The organism is uncultured Roseibium sp. (assembly GCF_947499295.1).
Taxonomy (GTDB): domain Bacteria; phylum Pseudomonadota; class Alphaproteobacteria; order Rhizobiales; family Stappiaceae; genus Roseibium.
Window position 1 is genome coordinate 1 of the sequence record NZ_CANMNP010000029.1, and the last position, 24,456, is coordinate 24,456.

Sequence of the window (24,456 nt, forward strand, 5' to 3'; positions counted from 1 at the left end):
TCATTGCCATCGGCATCGACAGTGTCTTCATTGCCGTCCGTCAGTCCCTCTTCTTCAACCGTACCGACAACAGCTGCTGCCGTTTCAATTGGCGCATCATCATCGACAATGACGCGGAAAGTGCTGGAAATAACATCGCCATCACCGTCTTGCGCGGTAAAGCCGAATTCCAAACGAATATTGTCTTCCTTGCTGTCCGCACCACCAAGGTCATGGTCCAAGGTGTCGAACAATTCGAAACTATAAGCTCCTGCATCTTCGTCCGTCAGGCTGACACGGAAGACAACCGCGTCGGCCGGGGAAGCGGCGTCGCCGTTCAAAGCAGCAAATGTCGCATCGGCTCCCGTATAGGCGAGCAGAATTGTACCATCGGCATTGAGGACGAATTTCACGTCGTTGCCATCAGACGTCAGGCCACCGTCAAGCGGCGTTGTGCCGCGTGTCGCGGTGACATCCGGTGCACCGGAACCATCTGTCGAGAAAATCACCGAGCGGTCGCCGTCTGCACCAGGGGTGTCCTGGACATAGAGGTTGCCCGTTCGCTCGTCAGTTACCGCGTCGTCGTCGGCGCTGTCGGCACCCCAGGAGATGTTCAGGCTCGTGCCGGAATCAGTCGGCACGCCATCAAAGTCTCCCGGATTGTCAGGGTAGGACTCACCAGGATTACCGCCTGCAAGGCCTTCTTCGTCCACCTGCGTTGTCGCGATAGCTCCGGTAAACTCCGGTGCATCGTCATCAACGATGACACGGAAGGTGCTGGAAATTATGTCGCCATCGCCGTCTTGAGCCGTGAAGCCGAACTCAAGGCGAATGTTGTCTTCCTTGCTGTCGGCACCACCAAGGTCATGGTCCAAGGTGTCGAACAACTCAAAACTGTAAGCACCCGCACCTTCGTCCGTCAGGCTGACACGGATGACGACCGCGTCGGCCGGGGTGGTGGCATCGCCGTTCAGAGCAGCAAATGTCGCATCTACGCCCGTATAGGCGAGCAGAATCGTACCATCGGCATTCAGGACAAATTTCACGTCGTTGCCATCGGACGTCAGGCCACCGTCAAGCGGCGTTGCGCCACGTGTCGCGGTGACATCCGGTGCACCGGAACCATCTGTCGAGAAGATCACCGAGCGGTCGCCGTCTGCCCCAGGCGTGTCCTGGACATAAAGATTGCCGGTCAGTTCGTCAGTGACCGCGTCGTCGTCGGCGCTGTCGGCACCCCAGGAGATCTTCAGGCTCGTGCCGGAATCAGTCGGCACGCCATCAAAGTCTCCCGGATTGTCAGGGTAGGACTCACCAGGATTACCGCCTGCAAGGCCTTCTTCGTCCACCTGCGTTGTCGCGATAGCTCCGGTAAACTCCGGTGCATCGTCATCAACGATGACACGGAAGGTGCTGGAAATCGCGTCACTATCACTGTCCAAAGCCGTGAAATCGAACTCAAGACGAATGTTGTCTTCTTTGCTGTCCGCACCACCAAGGTCATGATCCAGTGTGCCCAGCAATTCAAAGCTATAAGCGCCTGTGCCCTCATCCGTCAGGCTGACACGGAAGACAACTGCGCTGTCCGGGGATTCCGCGGCGCCGTTCAGAGCAGCAAATGTCGCATCAGCACCCGTATAGGCCAGCAGGATTGTGCCGCCATCATTCAGGACAAACTTAACTTCATTTCCTTCGGACGTCAGTCCGCCATCAAGAGGAGTCGTGCCGCGGGTTGCGGTCACGCCGGGCGCACCAGAGCTGTCAGTGGTGAAGACAACCGACCGGTCGCCCATGCCGCCTGGCGTGTCTTGGACGTAAAGATCTCCTGTCTGCTCGTCGGTGACAACATCGCCGTCACCGTCGTCAGCACCCCAGGAAATGTTCAGGTTGGCGCCCGATACGGTTTCTTCGCCCTCGAGATCACCTGGATTGTCGGGGTAAGAATCATCTGGGTTGCCACCAGGGAGGCCTTCTTCATCCACCTGCGTTGTCGCAACACTGCCATCGAAAACTGGAACGTCGTCATCAACACCAACGGCGAATGTGGACGGTGTGACGTCACCGTCACCGTCTGTCGCGTTATATTTGAATGTCAGGACGAGGCCATTCTCATCCTGTCCTTCAGGATGATCGAGCGCGTCTTGCAGGTCAAACTTGAACGAACTGCTGTCTGTATCAAAGAGTTCGACCGTGAAAACAATGCGATCTCCAGCTGTCGCTGTCAGCAAATCCGCAGTGTCGTTGAGGCTATAGGTAATTTCTTCGCCGTGGGAGGTCAGTCCGCGGCTTGTCAGAGCAGCGATCGCATCCGCTGCAAATGTAACAGCCCTGTCGCCCGCACCCGTTGAAGACCCACCATCTTCATCCCTGTTGCCATCATCCGCGCCCCAGGAGATTTCCAGGTCTCCATAGACAGTCGTGGCGTCGCTGTCGCTATCAAGATCTGTATTTGTCTGGGGGTCGTCGTCTCCGGTCGCGTCATTATTGTTGCCGACGACGAGATCGTCCTCGTCAACAACCGCATTTACCTGTGTCGATGCATCTGCATCTATGTTCAGGCTCCAGGAGCGTAGTTCACCCGAATCTTGGGCTGCAGCATCGACAATTTCAAGTGTCCAGGTACCGGCCTGATCGAGGCCGTCCAGACCGGAAAGCGCATCTTCCGTCGGCCTCCACACACCGACAAATGGCACTGTGGCATCACTGAAACTCTGTGCAGCTTCATCATCAAAGGTAATAACGCCGTTCGGGTTTCCTCCGCCACCTTCATCGATAATCAAGGTGATCCGGGTCCCATCCGGCGCAATCAATGTGATGTCCAGATCAGCCATAAAGGTGTGCTGGATATCCATCGAGACATTCAGATCCCGAATGGTCCCGCCGTCCGCAATCTCGATCGTCGAGGTAATTGTCCCGGCAGTCCCGGTTGCGGGGATGCGAAGATCAACGTCGCCGGATTCAAATGTCTCAACTGTGCTGCCGTCGAAATCGTAAAGCGTTGCGTCGCCAACAACGGCAATGTCATCATCCACGCCGACAGTGAAAGACGATGACGTTGTGTCGCCGTCGCTGTCAGTCGCGACAAAGCCGAATTCCAGGACAAGATCGTTTTCATCAAACCCTTCAGGATGATCCAGGGCGTCCTGAAGGTCGAACTTGAATGAGCCGCTGTCCGTGTCGAACAGTTCAACAGTGAAAACGATACGGTCGCCAGCTGTCGCGGTCAGGAGATCGTTTTCCGGACCATTCAGGCTATAGGTGATGTCTTCGCCGTCAGAGGTCAGCCCTGCGGCCTCAAGCGTTGCAATCGCATCGGCAGAAAAGGTAATTGCACGGTCGCCATCACCGGCTGACGTGCCACCGTTTTCAACGCTGTTGCCACTGTCCGCGCCCCAGGAGATTGCCAAATCACCGAAGACGGTGGTCGCGTCCAAGTCCGTGTCCAGTGTTCCATCGGTCGCGGTATCTGCGTCACCTGGCTGATCATCCGCATTCCCGTCGGCCAGATCACCTGTGACACTGGAAAGATCGTCTTCGTCAACGATGGCATTTACCTGAGAAGGTGCCTGCGCTTCAATGTCGAGTGACCATGAGCGAAGAATTCCCGTGTCACCGGCTTCATCATCGACAATTTCAAGCGTCCATGTGCCTGCCTGATCGAGACCGTCGAGACCGGAAAGCGTATCTGCTGTCGGCCTCCACACGCCCACAAACGGCTCTGTGGCCTCTGAGAAGCTCTGTTCAGCTTCATCATCAAATGTGATTACGCCATTTGGGTTTGAACCTGCACCTTGATCGAAAATCAACCCAATCCGGGTCCCGTCCGGCGCAATCAATGTGATATCGAGGTCTGCCATAAAGGTGTGCTGAATATCCATCGAGACATTCACATCCCGAATGGTTCCACCTTCTGCAATCTCTATCGTGGATGTAATAGTTCCGGACGTACCGGTTGCGGGGATGCTAAGATTAACCTCGCCGGATTCATAAACTGATTTTGAAACCACTTCGAAATCAACAAGCGAAGGTTCGCCGATCACCGGCGCATCGTCGTCTACGGTGACCTGGAAGGTCGAGGAAGCCGTATCGCCGTCGCCATCCGTCGCTGTATAGGCAAATTCCAGAATGATATCGTCTTCAGTATCGGCTGTCGGGTGGTCCAGATTGTCGGCAACAGTGAAGACATAGCTGCCGCTGCCGGCATCGGACAGCGTTGCGAAGAACACAATACCGGCGTCGGATGTGGCTGTCGGTACTGTAGCGCCTGTGTATCCAACCAGCGTACCGTCGCTCAGGATTGCGACCGTGACCGCCAGACCATTGGACGTCAGGCCGGTCAGCCCCGGCTGGCTTGCATCAAAGGCAACGGACCGGTCACCCAGACCGCCGCCATCTGTCGGATTCGCATCGTCAGCGCCCCAATCGATGGCAAGATCGCCGGTCGAAGTAAGCGCAGCGCCAGGAAGGTCGCCATCATAGCCGCTGTCGACGTTGCCGTCAGTCAGGCCTTCTTCGTCAACGGACGTTGCTTCTGAATCACCAATTTCCAGAACATCGTCGGTGATGTTGACGGTGAACTCGGATGTTGCGCTGTCTGGAGAAAAGTTGTCGCCGTCTGTTGCGATAAAGCCGAAAGTCAACGGAAGAACATTGTCTTCCCCGACTGCAACGTGATCCAGATTTCCAAAAAGTTCAAAGATGTAGTTGCCGCCGGCATTGCCGTTCGGCAGCGTGATGATGTCGAGGGTCACCGTAAAAATAACTTCGGTGGTACCCGTCTTTGTGGCAGTCAGCGTTTGTCCGCCATCGCCTTCAGCGTTGTCGGTAATGGTGAAGGTAAGCGGTGAGCCATCGGATGTGACATCCGTTGGCAAATTGGAGAGATCAAATTCCAGGCTGAGATCTGTTCCGGCGTTGTCGCCGAAATCAAGATCCAGGCTTCCTGTGAAGGACAGTGGCGTGTCGCCCTCAAAGAGATCAGCCTCGTCCAGATCACCCACATCGGGCGTACCGATCTCCGGAACCGTGTCCACTTCACCGTCGATGAATTCGTTCTCAGGGCCGCCGTCGCCGCCCGGGCCGCCGCCGTCCAGCAGGTCACCGAAGCCAAGACCGTCGCCCAGTGCGCCGATCTGAGTATCTTCGAAATTCTGTCCCGAGCCCTGTGGTCCGCCGAGCGCGGTCGCCAGATTGCTGGTTTCGCCAGCAGCAGTCTGGATCTCGTCGGCGGTCTGTGGGTTTGCAGCCGTTACAAAATCGTCAATGGAAATCGTTTCGCCGTCGAAGACGATGCCGACCTGAGACGCACCGTCTCCGTCGAAGAATCCCTGCACGATGATCATTCCGCCATCGGCGAAAATCATCTGGAGATCGTCACCGATTCGAATGAACGAGATGTCCTCGTTCAGGATCTGCCGGAAGTCTACAAGTTGCCCTGACTGTCGAAGCGAAACGACACTTTGCTGTGCCGAAGGCCTGGAAAGAACAAGCGGATCAGAGGGGTTTCCTCCTCCACCATCTCCTCCAGAAGTCGCGTCATTAGAGAGCTGTGCAATCCGAACAAATTCATTCATAGCGAAACACTCGGTACTTTTTCATAAAACCCACTGAGGAATGTTTACAGTTTTTTCACCTTATATAAAACCCAAAGTTTTATTAACTTTATTAAAGGTAAACGCCGTCACTGAAGCGAACGTCCGCAACGTAAATCGGCACGCAACCTATAGATGAAGGCAGGTAGAACTGCGGGAAATCCGGGATGCGTAAATTTGAAAAAGAAAGTGCAACCAATCACAATCGCAATAGTTTAGTTAAAATCACTTTACTACGAACGAGGAAACGAATTTCACGCAGAATAATAGTTTAAAAGAAAATTTCATGAAGTAATTAAGTGTAATCAACTTAATTTCTTTACAATTCAGAAACAAGCAAAAATGCTCACATGGTTAATACACATTCAATTGCCTAAAATTTAAAAACTACTGGCAAAGAGGATCATTGGGGCCCGACATCAACCACAACCTCGAGGCGTGAATTTCCTTTGTGCCAATGATGTCTTGCCTCACCGCAAAAGGGTCTTTCTGGCCGTCTCTCAGGAATTCATGCTAGAAACTGTGCGGCAGTCCTTCACTCGAAGTCGAGACTAGATTTAAACCATTGTTTTAATTTTCTTTTTTTGAAGATCCATGCGTACGGGTCTCTTTGCGAAACGGTTTTTTCGTGTCACGCTGCTTGCATCGAAACAGGATAGCCAAAGGTAACTGTCAGAAACTGGAGGTTGAAGCGCTCCCCCGCCAGTTTCGGCCAACGGCGTCTAAAGGCTGGAGACGATAAGACGAGACGAACCGGCGGTCTTGATCGTGCGTTCAACCGCGCTCCAGCTCAGCACCGAATAAGTTCAATAAATCCACTGAGCAAAAGGCAAGCACTGGCGGCTCGATGGGCGCCATGTCAAAAAACTCAGACATGCTTGGTGCGGACGGCGGGACTTGAACCCGCATGGCCTAGGGCCGACAGATTTTAAGTCTGTTGTGTATACCAATTCCACCACGCCCGCTCTTTCTCCTCACCTAACGACCTTCTTGAAAAATCGCAAGCGAGTGCGATCAGTTTTCCTGCGCGGAGATGACCGAATTCCCGCAAGCTTGATTTTTGCTTGATCAAAAACTGGAAATTGCCCGCTCGGGACTGTATGTGAACAGACGGAAAAACGTATTACATTAAGCGCATGAACGCCGGGATCGGCACGAACACAGCGCAAGACAATCAAAAAAAATCGGACAGTCCATGGTCAGCTACATTGATGCCGCAGAAGCGCCTTTAAAAAACACAGGGCAAGTGCGTCTTTACGGGCCAGAGGATTTCGAGGGAATGATGCGCGCCGGACAACTGACGGCGACCTGCCTCGATGCGCTTGCCGGCATAGTGAAACCGGGTGTGACCACCCAGGAAATCGACGATTTCGTGTATCAGTTCGGCATGGATAACAACGCCATTCCGGCGACGCTTAACTATCGCGGCTACACCAAATCCAGCTGTACATCAATCAACCACGTTGTCTGCCACGGGATTCCCAACAACAAGGCACTGCGTGAAGGCGACATCGTCAATATCGATGTGACCCTGATCCTGGACGGGTGGCATGGCGATTCCAGCCGCATGTATCCGGTCGGCCAGCTGAAGCGTGCATCCGAGCGGCTGATCGACGTGACATATGAATCGCTCATGCGCGGAATAGAAGCGGCCAAACCCGGCAACACAACAGGTGATATCGGCGCATCAATCCAGACCTATGTGGAAGCTCAGCGTTGTTCGGTCGTGCGGGACTTTTGCGGGCACGGCCTCGGTCTGCTTTTCCACGACACGCCAAACATCCTGCATTACGGCCGCCCTGGTGAGGGTGTGGAACTGAAGCCTGGCATGATTTTTACAATCGAGCCAATGGTCAATCTGGGCCGGCCGCATGTGAAGGTTCTGAGCGACGGATGGACGGCCGTGACACGCGACCGTTCGCTGTCAGCCCAATTCGAGCACTCGATCGGCATAACGCCGGATGGCTGTCAGATTTTCACGACATCGCCAAAGGGTCTTCACAAACCCGGCCTCCCGGCGGCGTAAGATCGCAATGAGCGAAGCCAAGTCCGGCGGCGCAACTGCCAGCCACAAGGGCCATCGTCAAAGATTGCGGGAACGGTTTCGAAAGACAGGCGAGCAAGGTCTTGCTGACTATGAACTCCTTGAATTCCTGCTGTTCTCCGCACTTCCCCGCCAGGACACCAAGCCAATTGCCAAGGCCCTGCTGCAACGGTTCGGGTCGTTTTCCGCTGCGCTTGCAGCGCCACGGGAACGGCTTAAGGAGATCGATGGTCTTTCAGATGTCAGCGTAGACACACTGCAAGCCGTTCACGCAGCCATTGTCCGCTACCACAAGGCGGAACTGGATGAGCGGCGATTGCTGGATTCATGGTCGAAAGTGATCGACTATCTGCAAGCGGCCATGGAACATTCGACGGTGGAAGAATTCCGGATTTTGTTTCTCGACAAGAAGAACGGCCTTATTGCCGATGAGGTCCAGCAGACGGGTACCGTCGACCACACCCCGGTTTATCCGCGTGAAGTGATCCGCCGCGCACTTGAGCATTCCGCAACGGCGCTCATTCTTGTCCATAATCACCCATCAGGCGATCCGACGCCTTCGCGCGCAGACATCCAGATGACGCAAAAAATCATCGACATCGCGAAACCGCTCGGTGTCGAAGTTCACGATCACATCATTATTGGCCTGAGAAACAATGTCAGCATGCGCGGACTGCAATTGATCTGATTTGCGACGCACAGGCACGCAAGTCTTGCAGCACTTGATCACCGCCGCCTATTCTTGCCAAGCGCATTTTTATATCACCACTTGTCTAAGCGTCCGTATTTACGCGTTTTTTACCAAGTCATAAGGGACTTTCCTTAACCTGATTTCGCAATACTCGGCCCGAAACAATCAGGCTCTTGTATGCAAAACTCGACCAAAAACTCTGGCGGACGCATTGCCAACGCGATCATCGTACCGATGGTTGCGGTTGTGCTGACATCCGTTCTTGGGATTTTCGGGCTCATGCACTGGTCGGCAAGGTTATCGGACCGGACAGCCGAGCAATCTCAGGAGCGGTTGATCAATGGTGCGCTCGAGCTGACCCGAAACTACCTTATCAAACAACAGACCGGTGTTGTCATCTGGGACGACGCGTATCACGAGGTCAACCAGGAGGACCCCGACGAGAGCTGGATCTTCAACAATGTGATGCACTGGCTGTTCCAGAACCACCGCTTCACAAAGGGTGTTCTGATCAACCGGGATTTTGAAGTTCAGCAGATCTACGCGCAGAACTATACCAGCAAGTGGATGACGCCTGAAGTCTTGCACAGCCTGAAGCCAGCCATTGCAAAGGTGCGCGCGCGATACATCACTTCCTTCCGCAAGACCCCCTCCGGCCTGTTCAGTTTTGTACCCAAAAGCAGCGATGCCAGACGTTCGATTGCCGAAACGGGGATTGTCTCGCTGCAGGGTGAGCCGCATCTGTTCAGTGCCGCAGCTGTCATGCAGCAGATCCAGTCGATCTCGCCGATGCGTAAACCGCCTTCGGTTCTTGTCAGCCTTGTTCCCCTACGCGGTGAAAAACTCAAGGGCATTGCCGAAATGTCCCGGCTGGATGGCTTCGTCCTGGCCAATATTCAGGCCCCTCGCCCGGGTGTCGGCCAATATCTGCTGAGGTCGCCCCGCGGAGACGATGTTGGTGTCCTTGCCTGGCGATCAGCACAGCCGGGCACGCAGATGATGCGCCGGATCAACCCGTTCCTGGCGTTGGCTGCTTTCATGATCGCCGCAGTCGTGATTGCTGTTACCATGTTTACCCGGCAAATGACCAAGCGCCTGGCACGAAGCGAGGCAAACGCAGTCCACACATCACGTCACGATGCCCTTTCCGGCTTGCCGAACCGCGCCAGATTTCACGCGCTGCTGTCCGACATTCTCGAGGAAAGTTTCCTGAACGGATCAAACTCGGCTGTAGTCTATATCGATCTTGACCACTTCAAGGACATCAACGACACGCTTGGCCATTCAGCTGGCGACAAGGTCATCATGGCCGTCGCCAGGCGCCTCCGCCACGTTATTCCCGAAAGCGGTATCGTTGCCCGTATCAGCGGCGACGAATTTGCGATGGTTCTCAAGAATTGCGAAAGCGAAGAATGGCTGGAATACATTCTTGACCAGGTTCATGACGAAATCGGGCGACCGATCATGATCGGACGCCGCGAGATATTCGCCAGCATGTCGATGGGGGCTGCCATTGCTCCCCGTGATGGAAACGACCCGGACGAATTGTTGCGCAAGGCCGACATTGCGCTCTATGACGCCAAGGAAAACGGCCGTAGCCGCCGTTCATTCTTTGAACCGTCTATGGAACAGCAGGTGCAATCGAAGGACGAAATGTCCCGCGAACTGCGTCTTGCCTTGAAAAACGACAAGCTTGATCTCGCCTACCAGCCCCAGTCGGACACGACGGCCAAGCGCATCGTATCTGTCGAAGCGCTTGCCCGCTGGACAAGGGAAGACGGAACAGTTGTATCGCCGGCACAGTTCATCCCTGTTGCCGAAGAGACTGGCCTGATCAATGACCTTGGCATCTGGGTTCTGAACAAAGCCTGCGCCAAGGCTCATGACTGGCCGGGAATTGTCGTGTCGGTCAACGTGTCGCCAAACCAGTTCAAGCACCCCCGCTTCGTTGAAAAGGTCATGGCGATCCTGGCAGCCAACAATCTGCCGCCGCAGCGCCTTGAGATTGAAGTGACTGAAACGGTTTTCGCCGGAAGAAACGACAGTGTTTTGAAAGCGCTGCGCCGCCTCAAAAATCTCGGCGTCAAAGTTGCACTCGACGATTTTGGATCCGGCTATTCAAGCCTGAGCTATCTTCGCCGGTTTCCCTTCGACACTCTGAAGATCGACCGGGATTTTGTCTCTGACATGAACGGTAATGCAGAAGCTGAAGCCATCCTGGTCTCGATCATCCAGCTCGGCAAAGCGCTTGGCATGACAATTGTCGCCGAGGGTATTGAAACCGCACAGCAGATCCGTTTCCTGCAGGATCACGACTGCCACAGAATGCAGGGCTATTTCATTTCCCGGCCGCTTTCTGATGTTGCGTTGTCGAAATTTCTGGAAGACTTTCAGGGAACCGAGAGCAACGGTTTTGGAACCGATCTCAGTTACCAGTCCAGGGCCTTGGGCAGCTAGCCGCGGGGCCTATTGCCCAAATTGAGACGGTCCCTGACTTCAGACGACAAGGTCCAAAAACTCAAAAAGGGCGCGGTTTCAGCCTTCTTGGCCAATTCGATACCCATGGCCTGTGTCAGGAGTGTCAAACCGAATTGGCCAAACTCGGTACGAACCATGTCTTGAAACCAGGCCTGGTGTTGACGCCTGCGACACACGTACAGCCGCTCTTCGCTCGCAAGGTGCTGTCTATGACGCCCCATCTGCGCCACCAGATCTGCAATTCCCTCACCTGTTTGCGCCGAAACCTGTTGCACTGGAACCTGCCAGTCCTGGCCACCATGGCGACTTAAGGAGAGTGCACCGGCCACGTCCGAAGCCGCCCGCCGGGCCAATGGTCCCATGTCAGACTTGGTCACCGCCACCACATCGGGAAGTTCCATGATACCCGCTTTCATGAATTGCAGGCTGTCACCGGAACCCGGCTGAATGCAAAGGACAACCGTGTCGGCTGCCTGTTTCAGGTCACCTTCGGATTGGCCGATGCCGACGGTTTCGACAATGACCCTGTCACAGACAGCCCGCAACAGCGTGATGGCTGCAACCGCGTGATCCGACAGGCCGCCAAGCCTGTCCCGCGCCGCCATGGAGCGGACAAAAACCCTGTCATCTTCCGGGTCGGTCTTCAAACGGGTTCTATCCCCCAAGAGAGCGCCACCCGTCAAAATCGAGGACGGATCAATGGCCAGAACGGCAACGCGCAATCCCTCCTCCCGATAGGACGTGATCAAGGCGTCTGTGAGGCTCGACTTTCCGACACCAGGAGGGCCTGTGAGGCCGATTACCTGTGCAATGGGCTCCGAACAGACGCTGTCCAGAAAGATTGCGGTCTCCTGCTCACCTGCGCCGGTTTCAAGGCGTGTCAGCATGCGCGCAAGGGTGCGTTTGCCACCCTTGCGCAACTGATCCAATGTGGGAAACGGCACACTCACCTTTTCCTCACCCCGTATCATGCAAGCGGAACTGTCGCATTCAGTCCGACGATTGCTTTTTAAGCGCCGATTGTGCGGCCGCGAGCCGGGCGATCGGCACACGGAAGGGAGAGCACGACACATATTCAAGTCCAACTCCTTCGCAGAAGTCGATAGAGGCTGGATCGCCGCCGTGCTCACCGCAGATACCAAGCTTGATTTCGGGTCGGGTTGCACGACCGCGCTCTGTTGCAATCGAAATCAGTTCGCCCACCCCCTCCTGGTCGAGGGAGACGAATGGATCCTGTTCCAGAATGCCTTTTGCCTGATAGGTGCCAAGGAACGACGCAGCATCATCTCGGGAAATCCCGAACGTTGTCTGTGTCAGGTCGTTGGTTCCGAATGAAAAGAACTCCGCTGATTGAGCAATTTCAGCGGCACGCAAGGCTGCGCGCGGCAGCTCGATCATTGTACCGACATGGTAGGTAAGTTCAGAACCCGTTTCTTCCATGACGGCCTTCGCCATGGCATCTATCCGGCCTTTGACGAGGTCCAGCTCTGCCTTGACCCCGACCAGCGGCACCATGATTTCAGGCACCACCGGTGCACCGGTTTCCTTGGCGGCAAGAACGGCGGCTTCAAAGATCGCGCGTGCCTGCATTTCTGCGATTTCAGGATATGACACCAGAAGACGGCAGCCGCGATGGCCGAGCATCGGATTGAATTCTTCCAGAGCCAATGCGCGATCACGCAACAACTCCGGATCGGCACCCATAGCTTTCGCGACTTCCGCCAGTTCCTCATCGGATTTCGGCAAGAACTCATGCAAAGGTGGGTCAAGCAATCGTATTGTCACGGGCAACCCATGCATGATCTCAAAGAGATCGGCAAAGTCCTTCCGCTGCATTGGCAATAGCTTGGCGAGCGCGGCTCTGCGCCCATCCTCTGACCCGGCCAGGATCATTTCACGCACCGAGACAATGCGCTCACCTTCGAAGAACATATGCTCGGTGCGGCAGAGCCCGATACCCTCAGCACCGAAATCGCGGGCGATCTTGGCATCCTGAGGCGTTTCTGCATTGGTGCGCACCTTCATGCGGCGGCCCCGGTCTGCCCAGCCCATCAATATGCCGAAATCACCTGAAAGCGTTGGCTGAAGCATCTTCACTTCGCCGGAAAGCACCTGCCCGGTCGCGCCATCGATTGTGATCGTGTCGCCTTCTTTCAGTTGGCGTCCGGCGCAATTGATGACACCGTTTCGATAGTCAATCCTCAGAGCCCCGGCACCAGCGACACAGGGCTTACCCATTCCGCGCGCCACGACCGCCGCGTGACTTGTCATGCCGCCACGGCTTGTGAGAATGCCCTCCGCCGCATGCATGCCGTGAATGTCTTCAGGGCTGGTTTCGACACGCACAAGAATGACCTTTCGGCCATCTCCCTTTGCTTTTTCCGCCTCGTCTGAGGTGAAGACGATTGCTCCGGAAGCCGCTCCTGGCGAGGCAGGCAGACCGGTGGTGACAATATCGCGCTCCGCATCCGGATCGATGGTAGGATGAAGCAGCTGATCAAGGGCACCAGGTTCTACCCGTCCAATCGCCTCTACTTCGCTCAAAACACCCTCTTCGACCAGGTCAACGGCAATTTTCAGGGCCGCCTTTGCTGTGCGCTTGCCGTTCCGGGTCTGCAACATCCAGAGCTTACCCTTCTCGATGGTGAACTCCAGATCCTGCATGTCTTTGTAATGCGCCTCAAGCCGGTCGCAATAGGACTGGAACTCTGCAAATGCCTCAGGCATCAGCATTTCGAGTGACGGATTGGAAGATCCTGCTTCAATCCTGGCCTTCTCAGTAATGTCCTGCGGTGTCCTGATACCGGCGACAACATCTTCACCCTGAGCATTTACCAGGAACTCGCCGTAAAGCGCCTTTTCACCAGTGGAGGGGTTGCGGGTAAAGGCGACACCGGTTGCCGACCCCTCCCCCATGTTCCCGAAGACCATGGCCTGTACGTTCACCGCCGTGCCCCACGACGCCGGCAGGTCATGCAGCCGACGATAGGTCACGGCGCGCGGCACCATCCATGAGCTGAAAACAGCCCCGACAGCGCCCCACAATTGCTCACGTGGGTCTTGAGGGAATGGTTTGCCGAGTTCCTCTTCAACAAGGTCCTTGTATTTTGCAATAATCGACAACCAACCGTCAGCATCGACATCCGTGTCGAGCTCAAGTTCGTTCTGTTCCTTGTGAGTTTCGAGAATTTCTTCAAATTCGTGGTGGTCCAACCCAAGCACCACGTCCGAATACATCTGGATGAAACGACGATAGCTGTCATAGGCAAAGCGGCGGTCATCTGCCTCTTTTGCAAGTGCTTCGACTGTCTCGTCATTGAGGCCCAGATTGAGGACCGTGTCCATCATGCCAGGCATGGACACCCTGGCGCCGGATCTCACCGACAACAGCAGCGGTCGTTCCGTATCCCCAAAATTCCTGCCTGTTGCCACACCGACTTTATCAACGGCCTCAAACAACTGAGCACTCAACTCATCGGGATAGGATTTGTCGTGATCATAATACCAAGTGCAGACTTCAGTGGTGATCGTGAAGCCGGGAGGAACGGGCAGACCAAGGCTGCTCATTTCAGCAAGGTTCGCACCTTTGCCACCAAGCAGGTTGCGCATTTCGGCTGCGCCTTCTGCTTCCCCATTGCCAAAGCTGTAGACCCACTTGGCCATATTCACTCTCCTAACCGATGCCGGCGACAAACGCCTCCGTCATATTGCACTGCACATACCTGCAACGGCAAAGGATTGGCTTCAAGCCCTTTCTCCCGGAATCCGGGCTCTATCGCCCATTGGGCCCAAGCTTTCCGACGATGTGCAAATTCAAATGGATTTAAACCGTCAGAAAGTTATCCGTCTGCCTTGCCGCATAGCCTTAAAGACGCCATTGTCAAAGGCAATAAGCAAGATTCCTAACTGTCGGTGAAGATGGAGTTCGACGAAGTATGACCCAAGCGACCGGTGCCGTTGCCAATGTGGACCGAAAGCCCCTTAAACGGAGGCTCCTTGCGCTGGTCAGTGCAATCGCCCTATTTCCGGCAGCCGCAATGGCGGAGACCACAGCCGAACCAGAGATTTACGGCACTCCAACGGGCCTGCCCTTCAATCTCTCCGGAAGCTACCTTTCCGGACGTCTGGCCGGGTTTGACAAGGACTATGCTCAGGCTGCCGCATTTTATGAGGAAACTCTCGCCGCTGATCCCAACAACACAATGCTGCTGGAGCGGACTTTCCTCCTGAAGCTGGCAAACGGAGATGTCGAACAGGCCGTCGATTTTGCGGAAGAACTTGAGAAGGCCGGTCTGGAAAATTTCCTCGCACAGCTTGCCATCGGCGCGCAGAGACTGATCGATGGCAGTTATACAAATGCGGATATTGCCTTGTCCAAAGGCCGGAACGGTCCGCTTGCGCAACTTTCCATCGGCATATCGCGTGCTTGGGCGCTTTACGGCAACGGCAAAGTCGACGAAGCCGTTGAAACCATCGACGAACTCAGTGGTCCGGAGTGGTTCGAAGTTTTCAAGGCAACGCATAAGGCACACCTGCTGTTTGCAGCTGGCAGGAATGCAGATGCGCTCGAAGCCATTGAAGGAGCCTACGCAATCGATCAGGGCGCAATTCGCGTCATCGATGCATATGCGAGGATCCTTGCCGCCAACGGGCGTCAAAAAGAAGCGCTCGAGGTTCTCGACCAATACGACCAGCAGTTCCGAGGCCATCCAAAACTGGTGGACACCCGCGAAACCCTGATGAGCGGCGAAGTCATTCCGCCCATGGTGACGGATCCCTCCCAGGGCATGGCAGAAATTCTTTACGGCCTTGGCGCTGTCATTGGCCGGGATGGCGGCGAGGAACTGTCGACATCCTATCTGCAGCTCGCACTCCACCTGGACCCAAAGGCAGAATTTGCGGCTATTGCGCTCGGCAGTGTTTTTGAACGGATGGAGCAGCCCGAACGCGCAATCAAAGCCTTGATGATGGTGCCCGAAGACAGCGTTCTGAAACGAGAAGCGGAAATTCAGGTCGGCATGAATTTCAACGCCCTGGACAAGCTGGACGAAGCACGCTCCCATCTGGAAGTTCTCATTGAACAAGACCCGTCTGATCTTGAGGCGGTCATTGCGCTCGGCAATATTCTGCGGTCTCACGAGATCTATGACGATGCCGAAACCACATATACCCAGGGGCTTGATACGATTGCCGAACTGGAAGACCGGCATTGGATCATTCTATATTTCCGCGGCATCGCACGCGAAAGACTGGACAAATGGGACCTTGCAGAAGCAGATTTCCGCAAGGCACTTGAGTTGAATGAAAACCAGCCTCTGGTTCTCAACTACCTCGGATATTCGCTGGTCGACCAGGGCCTGAAGCTCGACGAAGCGCTCGATATGATCAAGACGGCGGTCGAGCTGCGGCCAACCGACGGCTATATCGTTGACAGCCTTGGCTGGGTCTATTTCCGTCTCGGTCGCTATGAAGAGGCCGTGAAGGAACTGGAGCGTGCGATTGAACTCCGCCCGGCGGATCCCGTGATCAACGACCATCTTGGTGACGCCTATTGGATGGTTGGCCGGCGCAATGAAGCCCGGTTCCAGTGGAACCATGCCCGGGACCTTGGGCCCGAAGAAGATGAGCTGCCCAAGATCCGCGACAAGATCGCCAATGGTTTGAAGGACGTTCCGGTGACCGACGCTGCCAATGCGGAAACGAAAAACAACGGCGGCTGACCGGAGGTTTCAATGACCCTCGGCTCAGCGTCGATGCCCCGTGCAGGACTGGCTCGGGCCAAGGTAAATCTGGCCCTCCACATTACCGGGCAACGTGAAGACGGGTATCATCTCCTTCATTCGTTCGCTGTGTTTCCCCAAATCGGCGACCGCATTGCACTCGAAGCCGATGACCGTCTCAATCTGGTTTTGGACGGTCCTTTTTCGCGTGAACTTGAGGGGTCTGAGGACAACAATCTCATCCTGAAAGCGGTAAAGGGCTTTGCCGAAAAGGCGTCGATTCCGGTCCCCGCAGTGCGTCTTACGCTCACCAAGCGCCTCCCCGTCGCGTCGGGAATTGGAGGCGGTTCGAGTGACGCCGCGACCACATTGCGCTTGTTGGAGGACTTTTCAGGGGTCTATCTGAGCGAAGAGACAATGCAAGGCCTTGCGTTGTCGCTCGGCGCAGATGTACCTGTGTGCCTCTTTCCCGAACCCCAGATTATGCGGGGGATCGGCGATGTCCTTTCACAGGGGCCTTCATTGCCGAACTGTGCGATTGTGCTGGCCAATCCAAAGAAAACCGTTTCGACACCCGAAGTCTTCAAGGCCATGATAGAACGCGACAATGCCGCAATGCCGATCATGCCTGAGAAATTCGAAACGCTCGGTGAACTGACTTCGTATTTATCGGTTTGCCGAAACGACATGCAGGATGCAGCGATCACTCTCTGTCCTGATATCGGTGACGTGTTGCGTGCGCTGGACGGCAATGAGCTGATCGAATTCGCGCGAATGTCCGGCTCCGGCGCAACATGTTTCGGTTTGTGCGAAACACGCAATGCCGTCGAGATCGAACGAAGCTTGCGTTCAGCGCACCCAGACTGGTGGATCGCGTCGGGTCCGTTGAAATAAGTGATCAAATCACATTAAGAAAAAACCGTAACCGGCTGAAATTTTGTAATTATCGATCTGAAACTAGCTCACACGAGATATACAGAATGCCACTGCATCAGCCAGCGCATCATTATGCGCCCCGCCCGGCAATGCTTCCAATGCCTTGAGCGCATTATCGCCGTAGGTTCTCGCGCGCTCGACGGTTTCGCTCAGAGCGTCATATTTTTTCAAAAGTCCGATGGCTTCTTCAAGATCGCCGTCAACGACGTCCTCACCTTCCAGACAACGCTTCCAAAAGACACGGTCGGCATCGCTGCCGCGTGCAATTGCCAGGACAACCGGCAATGTAATCTTGCCTTCCCTGAAATCATCGCCAACGTCCTTGCCAAGGTCTGCAGACGATCCTCCGTAGTCGAGTGCGTCATCGACCAGCTGGAAGGCATAGCCCAATTCCATGCCGTAGGTTCGAGCAGCAAGCTTCATGCTCTCGTTCTGATCGGCAATCACTGGACCGACTTCGGCAGCGGCGGCAAACAGTGCAGCCGTCTTTGCTTCGATAACCCGAAGATAGTCCTGCTCGGTTGTGGCGATGTTCTTGGCGGCACCCAGCTGCAGAACCTCCCCTTCCGCAATCACTGCGGAGGCGGTGGACAGAATGCGAAGCGCTTCGAGCGACCCCACATCGACCATCATCTTGAACGCCTGACCCAGCAGGTAATCTCCGACGAGAACACTCGCCTGGTTACCCCAGAGCTTGCGGGCAGCAAGCTTTCCGCGACGCATATCGCTCTCGTCAACGACATCGTCATGCAGCAATGTCGCCGTGTGCATGAATTCCACACTGGCCGCCAAAGTCACGTGACCATCGCCCTCGTAGCCGAACATTTCAGCGCAGGCGAGTGTCAGCATCGGGCGCAAACGTTTACCACCAGATGAAATGAGATGTTTTGCAATCTCTGGAATCAGCTCGACATTGGACCCGGCCTTGGACAGAATCAATTCATTGACCTGGCCCATGCCGGGCGCCACGAGATCAACAAGCCCCTGTATGCTCGGACGACGCGGTTGATTGTCAGAATAGGTTGCGACAACGGCCACTAACGGCACTCCCCTGAATATTTGAGCGGACAATATGGTGCGATTGCGTCCGGGGCAAGACGCCAATCCGATGACAAACTGTTGAAATGCCGCAATCAGCAGGTTTTGCTGTACTCCAGCGGACAATAGTGCACAAAGGCACTCTCAGGAGCTTTGCCGCTAACGCCGGATAACATATGGAAGAACTTATCAGAACTAACGATCCCGTGCTCATTTCCTTTCTTGAATCGATACTGGAAGAAGCCGGCATCAAGCATTTTGTCGCAGATGGCAACATGAGCATTCTTGAGGGGTCGTTGGCCATGATCCCCCGACGCGTACTGGTGGATAGCGATCAGATCGGCAAGGCCCGCATGCTGGTGCGTGATGCCGGACTGGAACATGAACTCCCGCCGGAGACCGGATCGTCCTGACATGTCGATACCGCACGCCTCGCTAGATCAGAAAGAAACAACGAGGGACGCATTTTTGGGCGGTAAAGTCCATGTGCATCAGCCGCGCCGCGGCCGTCATCGGGCTGGCCTCGATGCGGTCTACCTCGCAGCAGCTCTACCCGACGCCACAAAAGGGCACATTGTCGACCTTGGAGCAGGCGTTGGAACAGCAGGTTTCTGCGCGGCTGCAAGACTGTCTGACATCGATGTTACATTGGTGGAGCTGGATGCCGCCATCCTGCCTCTGGTACGACAGGGGCTCATGGACCCGGCCAATGCAGGGTTTGCCGATAGGGTGACCCTGCTGGAGGCAGACATTACGGCGAAAGGCAGTTTGCGTCACGCGGCAGGCCTCAAGCCGTCGATGGCCGATCATGTGATCATGAACCCTCCCTACTATGAAGCCGATCGGTTTCGAGCATCTCCGAACACGGCCAGGGCCGGTGCGCATATGCTCGATGAGCGAGGCCTGGAACCCTGGGCGAAGACGGCCGCCGACATCGTCAGAGATGGTGGCAGCCTGACGGTCATCTTTCGGGCGGACGGTCTTCAAGAGCTTCTTGGTGTGCTCAAGGGCCGCTTTGGTTCCATCGATGTGATTCCGCTGAGACCGCGCCAGGAAGCACCGGCCACCAGGATCCTGGTGCGCGCCGTAAGGGCCAGCAAGGCCTCATTGCAGCTTTTGCCCGGCTTCGTTCTTCACGAGGACGACGGTTCCGACTTCACACCGCAGTCGCAAACCATTATGCGCGACGGCCATGGCCTGGGCCTTCTCGCACGCAAGTAGCTTCAATCGCCATCTAATCAGTGAACGACGAATTCTCCCCCGGCATACCGGAAATCGACCGGTACGATCAGGTTTTGGTGCGCAACACGAACGGAATGAATTCGGCCCTCTATTTCATCTTCCCAGAACTTCAAGAACCGGTTGAGTTCGGGAAATTTGGGAGCCAGATCTTCGGTCTGCCAGAGAAAGCTTTGCAGAAGCTTCGGGTGATCAGGGATCCTGTAGAGGATCTCCGCCGTCAACAGTCCGTAGCCGATGAGCCGTTTTTCAAAGTCAGAGCTGGTGTCCATGCCAATCCTTTCTTCACTGCAAAGAAAGAGTGTCACGGATTCTCGTCCAACCAAATCCGACCAAAGAATAATTCTTGTTTATAAACAGTATTTTAGCAGCAAGAAGATGTGACTGCTAACAAATCATCTCTGGCTGAATTCAGGTCGGTGTCAATTGCTTTGGATCGAGGTCAGGTAGCCCAAAAACGCGTCGATGTCATCCGGTTCGAAGGCAAATTCCGGCATATTGTCGTGCGCAGTAACGATCCCCTCCGCAAGGGGCTCTTCCAGGCTTTCCAGCGGATAGAGCGACGAAAGTGACCTGAAAGCCGGTGCACCAGGCTGGGCACTTGTGTCATCCTTGCCAACGGCATGACACGCAGCACAGTGAATTTCGGCCAACTCTTGCCCGGTCGCCAGACTGACAGGATCTGACGGATAGTCTCCGTCCGAAGCATGTCCCGAGCTGGCAGCAACAACAAGAACTGCTGACAGGACAAACGATTTCAAGCGCTGCATGGTCGTCTCACTCCCTGGAATCAGTCGGTCATATATAGAGGCCGAGAACACGAATTTATATTAGGAGACGGACGTACAAACGCATCCTTGTTGAAGGTCAGGACCGGTACTAAAGCACAAGGTCGGGGCATGTTCTTCGCTGGCGAGTACATATATAACCAGAGGATCGATCAGCTTGCCGGAGGATTTATGAGCCCGACTCCCCTTCCCGACTCCATTGACGCAACGCTTAATTTGATGGACCAGGCGGGATATGTAGCCGACAGGTCTCTGGCCACGGTGCTTCATCTTGCCCTTCGCATGAAGCGGCCGCTGTTCCTGGAAGGCGAAGCCGGCGTGGGCAAAACCGAGATTGCCAAAGTTCTGTCGACCACCCTTGGGCGCGACCTCATCCGCCTTCAATGTTATGAAGGACTGGACATTTCCTCTGCCGTCTATGAATGGAACTACCCGGCTCAGATGGTGGAGATCCGGGTTGCGGAAGCCGCCGGTGACGCGGAACACAGCGAGTTGTCCAAATCCATTTTCGACGAGCGATTTTTGATCAAGCGCCCTGTTTTGCAAGCACTTGAACCGTCGCTTTCCGGTGCCCCCGTTTTTCTGATTGACGAACTCGACCGCGCAGACGAAGCCTTTGAAGCCTTTCTTCTCGAAGTACTGGCCGACAATCAGGTTTCCATTCCGGAACTTGGTACCGTGAAGGCAACGGAACCACCGATTGTCATCATCACAACCAACCGGACCAGAGAAATCCATGACGCCCTCAAGAGGCGTTGCCTGTATCACTGGGTCGATTATCCCGACGCTGAACGGGAACTTGAGATCGTTCGGCGCAAAGTACCGGGAGCTGCGGAACGATTGGCGTTGGAAGTTGTTGCATTCGTTCAAAAACTGCGCACCGAAGAAGATCTTTTCAAGCAGCCTGGTGTTGCCGAAACACTCGACTGGGCCAGCGCCTTGTCGGAGCTAAATGAAATTGCCCTGGATCCCGACCTCGCTTCAGACACGCTTGGAGTACTCTTGAAGTACCAGGACGATATTGAACGCGTGAGAGGTTCAAAGATCCGGCAGATGGTTGACGAGATCCGAAAAGAGGCCCCGCATCAGCAAAGCGTGCCAGCGCTTTAGGAAGCAGGGTCCAGATGGAAAGCCCCGATCTCAGGTCGAGAATTACTGACAATATCGTCTATTTCGCCCGCACCTTGCGTAAAGCCGGTGTCCCTGTTGGGCCTGCCTCCGTGGTTGACGCGGTCGCTGCGGTTGAGGTGTCCGGGATTGAAAACCGGGACGACCTCTATTGGACCCTGCATGCCGTCTTCGTACGCAAACACGAACACAAGGTTCTGTTTGACGAGGCATTCCGTATCTATTGGCAAAGCCGCGGCCTGATCGAAAAGATGCTCGCAATCCTCTCACCCGTGGCACCGCCGCGCGGTCAGCCGGAAAAACCCAAAGCGGGTCAGACAAGAGTTTCCCAGGCTTTTGAAGCCGCCAAGGAAAGAACCGCAGAACAAGCCGTTCCGGAAATTGAGGTGGATGCCAAATTTACCGTTTCCGGCAAGGAGCTTCTTCAAAAAAAAGACTTTGCGCAGATGACGGCAGCCGAAATAGAGGATGCCAAGCACTCGTTGCGCTCCATGTCGATGCCGAAGGACAAGATCCGGCTCAGACGGCTGCGACCGGCAGCAAAAGGCGTGATCGACCCTAGACGCACGTTGCGCGCTTCAATGCGGGCCGGCGGCGACATGATCGATCTGAAATTTCGCAAACCGGCCGAAAAGCGTCCACCCTTGGTTGCCCTTTGCGATATTTCCGGCTCCATGAGCCAGTACTCCCGGCTTTTGCTGCATTTCATGCATGGAATTACGGCCGAGCGGCGGGACGTTCACACATTTCTGTTCGGCACACGCCTGACAAATGTGACGCGGCAACTGCGCATGAAAGATCCCGACGAAGCACTGGAGGCCTGTTCCGACGGTGTTGAAGATTGGTCTGGAGGAACTCGGATCGCATCGGCCTTGCATGACTTCAACCGCCATTGGTCCCGTCGTGTGCTCTCAGGCAAGCCAACGGTCTTGTTGATTACGGACGGTCTGGAACGCGATACGGACGAGGATCTTGAACGGGAGATAGACCGACTGCATCGATCGTGCCGGCGACTGGTCTGGCTCAATCCGCTGCTTCGATATCAGGGTTTTGAGGCAAAGGCCAAGGGCATCCGTGTAATGCTTCCACATGTCGACGAGTTTCGTGCAGTTCATTCGCTCGACGCTGTGGCCGATTTGGTTTCGGCGCTTTCTGGAAAGGGCAGTCGTTCTTTCAGGACGGATCCTAAACACTGGCTTGCTTCGTAAGGAGGCAATACTTTGAAGTCCAAGTCTTTACCTGAAATGGAGAAGGCTATTGCCACCGTATCCGACATCTACGCTGATCGCTTTGGCATCGAGCGAGACAAGGCTTGGTATCTGGCGAAAATGACGGAAGAGCTTGGCGAGTTGGCAGCAGCAGATTTGAGGCTTTCAAAGAAGGCCCGCCCCAACGGATCCAGCAAGGCTGAGCTTGAGGAAGCGCTGGCTTCTGAAGCAGCCGATCTTTTCGCTCACCTTGTGTTGTTCTGTCGCGACCGGGGTATTTCGCTTCAGGACGCAGTGCATGCAAAGTGGCTGAAACATCTCCCGGAAGAGGCGTCGCAGGAGGACTGAGGCTGAACCCGAGATTCAGCCTTCCTTGCGGTAGATGATTGTGCCTCGTTGATTGATCAACAGGATCTCACCGGAAACAGGATGCAGGTAAACTTCGACACGTTTGCCATCTGGTGATGTGCCATAGACCTCCCAGCAGCCTCCGTCTTCCTTCATACGCCGAACCTGCCAGCCATCGCTTGCAAGCTTCTCTGTGACTTGTTCCTCGGATAGCCAGGCAGTCTTGTCTGTTGGCTCACACTCAAACATGCCAGTTGCAGCGGCGGGAGCGGAAAGCAGTGCGGTAAACATCGAATAGGCTACGTGTAGCGTATAGTTCATGTTCTTGTCCTCTGCGGTGCGCCAGCGAAGTTTCAAGCAGTTGCGGTTTTCGGACCGGTGCCTGGCTTTAAATGCCGGTAAACCCGGTACGCCTCAAGAACTGCCAACGGGATGAAATGCACGAGAGCCGGACCGAAATTGTTGTGAACGAACATCCAGTGCACAAGGGTGGCAATTGCAGCGGGATAAACAAACCTTTGCAACGGCTTCCACTTTGGCCCGAGCCATCGAACAGATGTATCGTTCGAGGTTACGGCGAGCGGCAAAAAGATGAAGAATGCCAGCCATCCCGTCCAGATACCCAGCGCCCAGAAGTCGCCAAGGATAGCTTTGATCGATCCCATATCGACCAGGTAGAGCACTGTATGAAAGGCTGCATAGGCGAAAGCTGCGACACCAAAATACCGGCGTCTGCGCGCCATCCAGAACCAGAAACCGGACTTCGGAAAGAGCAGCCTGAACGGCGTGATCACCATTGCGACAATCATGAACCTGGCCGCAAACTCGCCGGTCGGATGCAAGAGAAATTCAGTTGCGGCGCGCCCGTCTTCTGATGTCGCTCCACCGGCAAGGGTGGCGATCATGGGGAACGAGGGCAGCGCCAGCAGACCCCAAAGAAAATAACGACTGTCCAGAATGCGTTTCATATGTCCGCCTGCCCTTGCGTCCGTTTGAAAATGTCATGAACGCAATACTAGCGGTGAGATGTCTGTCAATTTTGTCGTGGCAACCGGGAAAGTGTCGCAAGATGTATCGGACCCGAAGCACCGATAGGAGAATCCCGCCAACACCGAATTTGGGGCTGTCGGTGTCGGCAGGATCTTTGCTTGGGTCGGAGGAGACCCGCACGTCACCTTATATTCAATAAATTGAAACTAAACCACTACCGGCTGATGCCGGTAGGATTATCGATGTGCTTCTCAAGGTACTGAAGTACGACATCTTCAGTG

Annotated in this window: 18 protein-coding genes and 1 tRNA gene; 10 read left to right on the forward strand and 9 right to left on the reverse strand. The window is 55.1% G+C overall.

Annotated elements, in window-relative coordinates:
* Together Q0835_RS27630 and Q0835_RS27635 are read right to left on the reverse strand one after the other, a co-directional pair.
* A partial coding sequence (locus tag Q0835_RS27630) for a proprotein convertase P-domain-containing protein (protein WP_298966389.1) occupies positions 1 to 5,549 on the reverse strand: 5,549 nt, incomplete at its 3' end.
* Positions 5,550 to 6,446: 897 nt separating this feature from the next.
* A tRNA-Leu gene (locus tag Q0835_RS27635) sits at positions 6,447 to 6,532 on the reverse strand.
* Positions 6,533 to 6,762: 230 nt separating this feature from the next.
* On the opposite strand from Q0835_RS27635, the gene map reads away from it, so the two are divergent.
* The 3 genes from map (at position 6,763) to Q0835_RS27650 (ending at position 10,759) form a co-directional block, all read left to right on the forward strand.
* Complete coding sequence (map, locus tag Q0835_RS27640; protein WP_298966390.1) at positions 6,763 to 7,593, forward strand: type I methionyl aminopeptidase; 831 nt, start codon at positions 6,763 to 6,765, stop codon at positions 7,591 to 7,593.
* A 7-nt stretch (positions 7,594 to 7,600) separates the two neighbouring features.
* A complete protein-coding gene (gene radC, locus Q0835_RS27645) occupies positions 7,601 to 8,299 on the forward strand; it encodes a DNA repair protein RadC (RefSeq protein WP_298818605.1) in 699 nt (232 codons plus the stop codon).
* A gap of 180 nt (positions 8,300 to 8,479) precedes the next feature.
* Positions 8,480 to 10,759 carry a bifunctional diguanylate cyclase/phosphodiesterase gene (locus Q0835_RS27650; protein ID WP_298966391.1) on the forward strand — a complete coding sequence of 760 codons (2,280 nt, stop codon included), beginning with the start codon at positions 8,480 to 8,482 and terminating at the stop codon, positions 10,757 to 10,759.
* On the opposite strand, the gene Q0835_RS27655 is transcribed toward Q0835_RS27650, so the two are convergent.
* Both Q0835_RS27655 and ppdK read right to left on the reverse strand, forming a co-directional pair.
* Positions 10,756 to 11,724 carry a methylmalonyl Co-A mutase-associated GTPase MeaB gene (locus Q0835_RS27655; RefSeq protein WP_366142415.1) on the reverse strand — a complete coding sequence of 323 codons (969 nt, stop codon included), beginning with the start codon at positions 11,722 to 11,724 and terminating at the stop codon, positions 10,756 to 10,758. The two genes, Q0835_RS27650 and Q0835_RS27655, sit on opposite strands and share 4 nt — an antisense overlap.
* Positions 11,725 to 11,770: 46 nt before the next feature.
* The gene (gene ppdK, locus Q0835_RS27660) at positions 11,771 to 14,443 is read right to left on the reverse strand and encodes a pyruvate, phosphate dikinase (RefSeq protein WP_298966396.1); all 2,673 of its coding nucleotides are present in this window, start codon (positions 14,441 to 14,443) and stop codon (positions 11,771 to 11,773) included.
* A 272-nt stretch (positions 14,444 to 14,715) separates the two neighbouring features.
* Here ppdK and Q0835_RS27665 point away from each other — a divergent pair, with 272 nt between their 5' ends.
* Together Q0835_RS27665 and Q0835_RS27670 are read left to right on the forward strand one after the other, a co-directional pair.
* Positions 14,716 to 16,500: a tetratricopeptide repeat protein gene (locus Q0835_RS27665; RefSeq protein WP_298966399.1), complete on the forward strand. Its 1,785-nt coding sequence runs from the start codon at positions 14,716 to 14,718 to the stop codon at positions 16,498 to 16,500.
* Positions 16,501 to 16,512: 12 nt separating this feature from the next.
* Positions 16,513 to 17,394 carry a 4-(cytidine 5'-diphospho)-2-C-methyl-D-erythritol kinase gene (locus tag Q0835_RS27670; RefSeq protein WP_298966402.1) on the forward strand — a complete coding sequence of 294 codons (882 nt, stop codon included), beginning with the start codon at positions 16,513 to 16,515 and terminating at the stop codon, positions 17,392 to 17,394.
* A 63-nt stretch (positions 17,395 to 17,457) separates the two neighbouring features.
* Here Q0835_RS27670 and Q0835_RS27675 read toward each other — a convergent pair whose 3' ends face one another.
* The gene (locus Q0835_RS27675; protein ID WP_298818630.1) at positions 17,458 to 18,393 is read right to left on the reverse strand and encodes a polyprenyl synthetase family protein; all 936 of its coding nucleotides are present in this window, start codon (positions 18,391 to 18,393) and stop codon (positions 17,458 to 17,460) included.
* Between the two features lie 257 nt (positions 18,394 to 18,650).
* On the opposite strand from Q0835_RS27675, the gene Q0835_RS27680 reads away from it, so the two are divergent.
* Positions 18,651 to 18,887, forward strand: a complete 237-nt coding sequence (locus Q0835_RS27680; protein ID WP_298818593.1) for a DUF2007 domain-containing protein — start codon at positions 18,651 to 18,653, stop codon at positions 18,885 to 18,887.
* A 1-nt stretch (position 18,888) separates the two neighbouring features.
* A complete protein-coding gene (locus tag Q0835_RS27685; protein WP_298966404.1) occupies positions 18,889 to 19,695 on the forward strand; it encodes a methyltransferase in 807 nt (268 codons plus the stop codon).
* Positions 19,696 to 19,712: 17 nt separating this feature from the next.
* Here Q0835_RS27685 and Q0835_RS27690 read toward each other — a convergent pair whose 3' ends face one another.
* Entirely contained in the window at positions 19,713 to 19,985 is a 273-nt protein-coding gene (locus tag Q0835_RS27690; protein ID WP_298966416.1) for a Usg family protein, read from the reverse strand.
* Between the two features lie 150 nt (positions 19,986 to 20,135).
* Positions 20,136 to 20,483: a cytochrome c gene (locus tag Q0835_RS27695; RefSeq protein ID WP_298818588.1), complete on the reverse strand. Its 348-nt coding sequence runs from the start codon at positions 20,481 to 20,483 to the stop codon at positions 20,136 to 20,138.
* Between the two features lie 189 nt (positions 20,484 to 20,672).
* On the opposite strand from Q0835_RS27695, the gene Q0835_RS27700 reads away from it, so the two are divergent.
* From Q0835_RS27700 to Q0835_RS27710, 3 genes are read left to right on the forward strand one after another with little or no spacing between them, the layout of a single operon-like run.
* Entirely contained in the window at positions 20,673 to 21,611 is a 939-nt protein-coding gene (locus Q0835_RS27700) for a MoxR family ATPase (RefSeq protein ID WP_298966407.1), read from the forward strand.
* A 14-nt stretch (positions 21,612 to 21,625) separates the two neighbouring features.
* A complete protein-coding gene (locus tag Q0835_RS27705) occupies positions 21,626 to 22,837 on the forward strand; it encodes a VWA domain-containing protein (RefSeq protein WP_298966410.1) in 1,212 nt (403 codons plus the stop codon).
* A gap of 12 nt (positions 22,838 to 22,849) precedes the next feature.
* Positions 22,850 to 23,185 carry a pyrophosphatase gene (locus tag Q0835_RS27710; protein ID WP_298966413.1) on the forward strand — a complete coding sequence of 112 codons (336 nt, stop codon included), beginning with the start codon at positions 22,850 to 22,852 and terminating at the stop codon, positions 23,183 to 23,185.
* 15 nt (positions 23,186 to 23,200) lie between these two features.
* On the opposite strand, the gene Q0835_RS27715 is transcribed toward Q0835_RS27710, so the two are convergent.
* Together Q0835_RS27715 and Q0835_RS27720 are read right to left on the reverse strand one after the other, a co-directional pair.
* Positions 23,201 to 23,506, reverse strand: coding sequence for a PepSY domain-containing protein (locus tag Q0835_RS27715; protein ID WP_298818581.1), 306 nt, complete (start codon positions 23,504 to 23,506; stop codon positions 23,201 to 23,203).
* A gap of 32 nt (positions 23,507 to 23,538) precedes the next feature.
* A complete protein-coding gene (locus tag Q0835_RS27720) occupies positions 23,539 to 24,153 on the reverse strand; it encodes a ferric reductase-like transmembrane domain-containing protein (protein ID WP_298818579.1) in 615 nt (204 codons plus the stop codon).
* Positions 24,154 to 24,456 lie beyond the last annotated feature (303 nt).

Bases quoted from the DNA above. Each gene is read 5' to 3' on its own strand.
- map (WP_298966390.1), top strand. From the start codon at position 6,763: ATGGTCAGCTACATTGATGCCGCAGAAGCGCCTTTAAAAAACACAGGG.
- radC (WP_298818605.1), top strand. From the start codon at position 7,601: ATGAGCGAAGCCAAGTCCGGCGGCGCAACTGCCAGCCACAAGGGCCAT.
- Q0835_RS27650 (WP_298966391.1), top strand. From the start codon at position 8,480: ATGCAAAACTCGACCAAAAACTCTGGCGGACGCATTGCCAACGCGATC.
- ppdK (WP_298966396.1), bottom strand. From the start codon at position 14,443: ATGGCCAAGTGGGTCTACAGCTTTGGCAATGGGGAAGCAGAAGGCGCA.
- Q0835_RS27665 (WP_298966399.1), top strand. From the start codon at position 14,716: ATGACCCAAGCGACCGGTGCCGTTGCCAATGTGGACCGAAAGCCCCTT.
- Q0835_RS27670 (WP_298966402.1), top strand. From the start codon at position 16,513: ATGACCCTCGGCTCAGCGTCGATGCCCCGTGCAGGACTGGCTCGGGCC.
- Q0835_RS27675 (WP_298818630.1), bottom strand. From the start codon at position 18,393: ATGGGCCAGGTCAATGAATTGATTCTGTCCAAGGCCGGGTCCAATGTC.
- Q0835_RS27680 (WP_298818593.1), top strand. From the start codon at position 18,651: ATGGAAGAACTTATCAGAACTAACGATCCCGTGCTCATTTCCTTTCTT.
- Q0835_RS27685 (WP_298966404.1), top strand. From the start codon at position 18,889: ATGTCGATACCGCACGCCTCGCTAGATCAGAAAGAAACAACGAGGGAC.
- Q0835_RS27690 (WP_298966416.1), bottom strand. From the start codon at position 19,985: ATGGACACCAGCTCTGACTTTGAAAAACGGCTCATCGGCTACGGACTG.
- Q0835_RS27695 (WP_298818588.1), bottom strand. From the start codon at position 20,483: ATGCAGCGCTTGAAATCGTTTGTCCTGTCAGCAGTTCTTGTTGTTGCT.
- Q0835_RS27700 (WP_298966407.1), top strand. From the start codon at position 20,673: ATGAGCCCGACTCCCCTTCCCGACTCCATTGACGCAACGCTTAATTTG.
- Q0835_RS27705 (WP_298966410.1), top strand. From the start codon at position 21,626: ATGGAAAGCCCCGATCTCAGGTCGAGAATTACTGACAATATCGTCTAT.
- Q0835_RS27715 (WP_298818581.1), bottom strand. From the start codon at position 23,506: ATGAACTATACGCTACACGTAGCCTATTCGATGTTTACCGCACTGCTT.
- Q0835_RS27720 (WP_298818579.1), bottom strand. From the start codon at position 24,153: ATGAAACGCATTCTGGACAGTCGTTATTTTCTTTGGGGTCTGCTGGCG.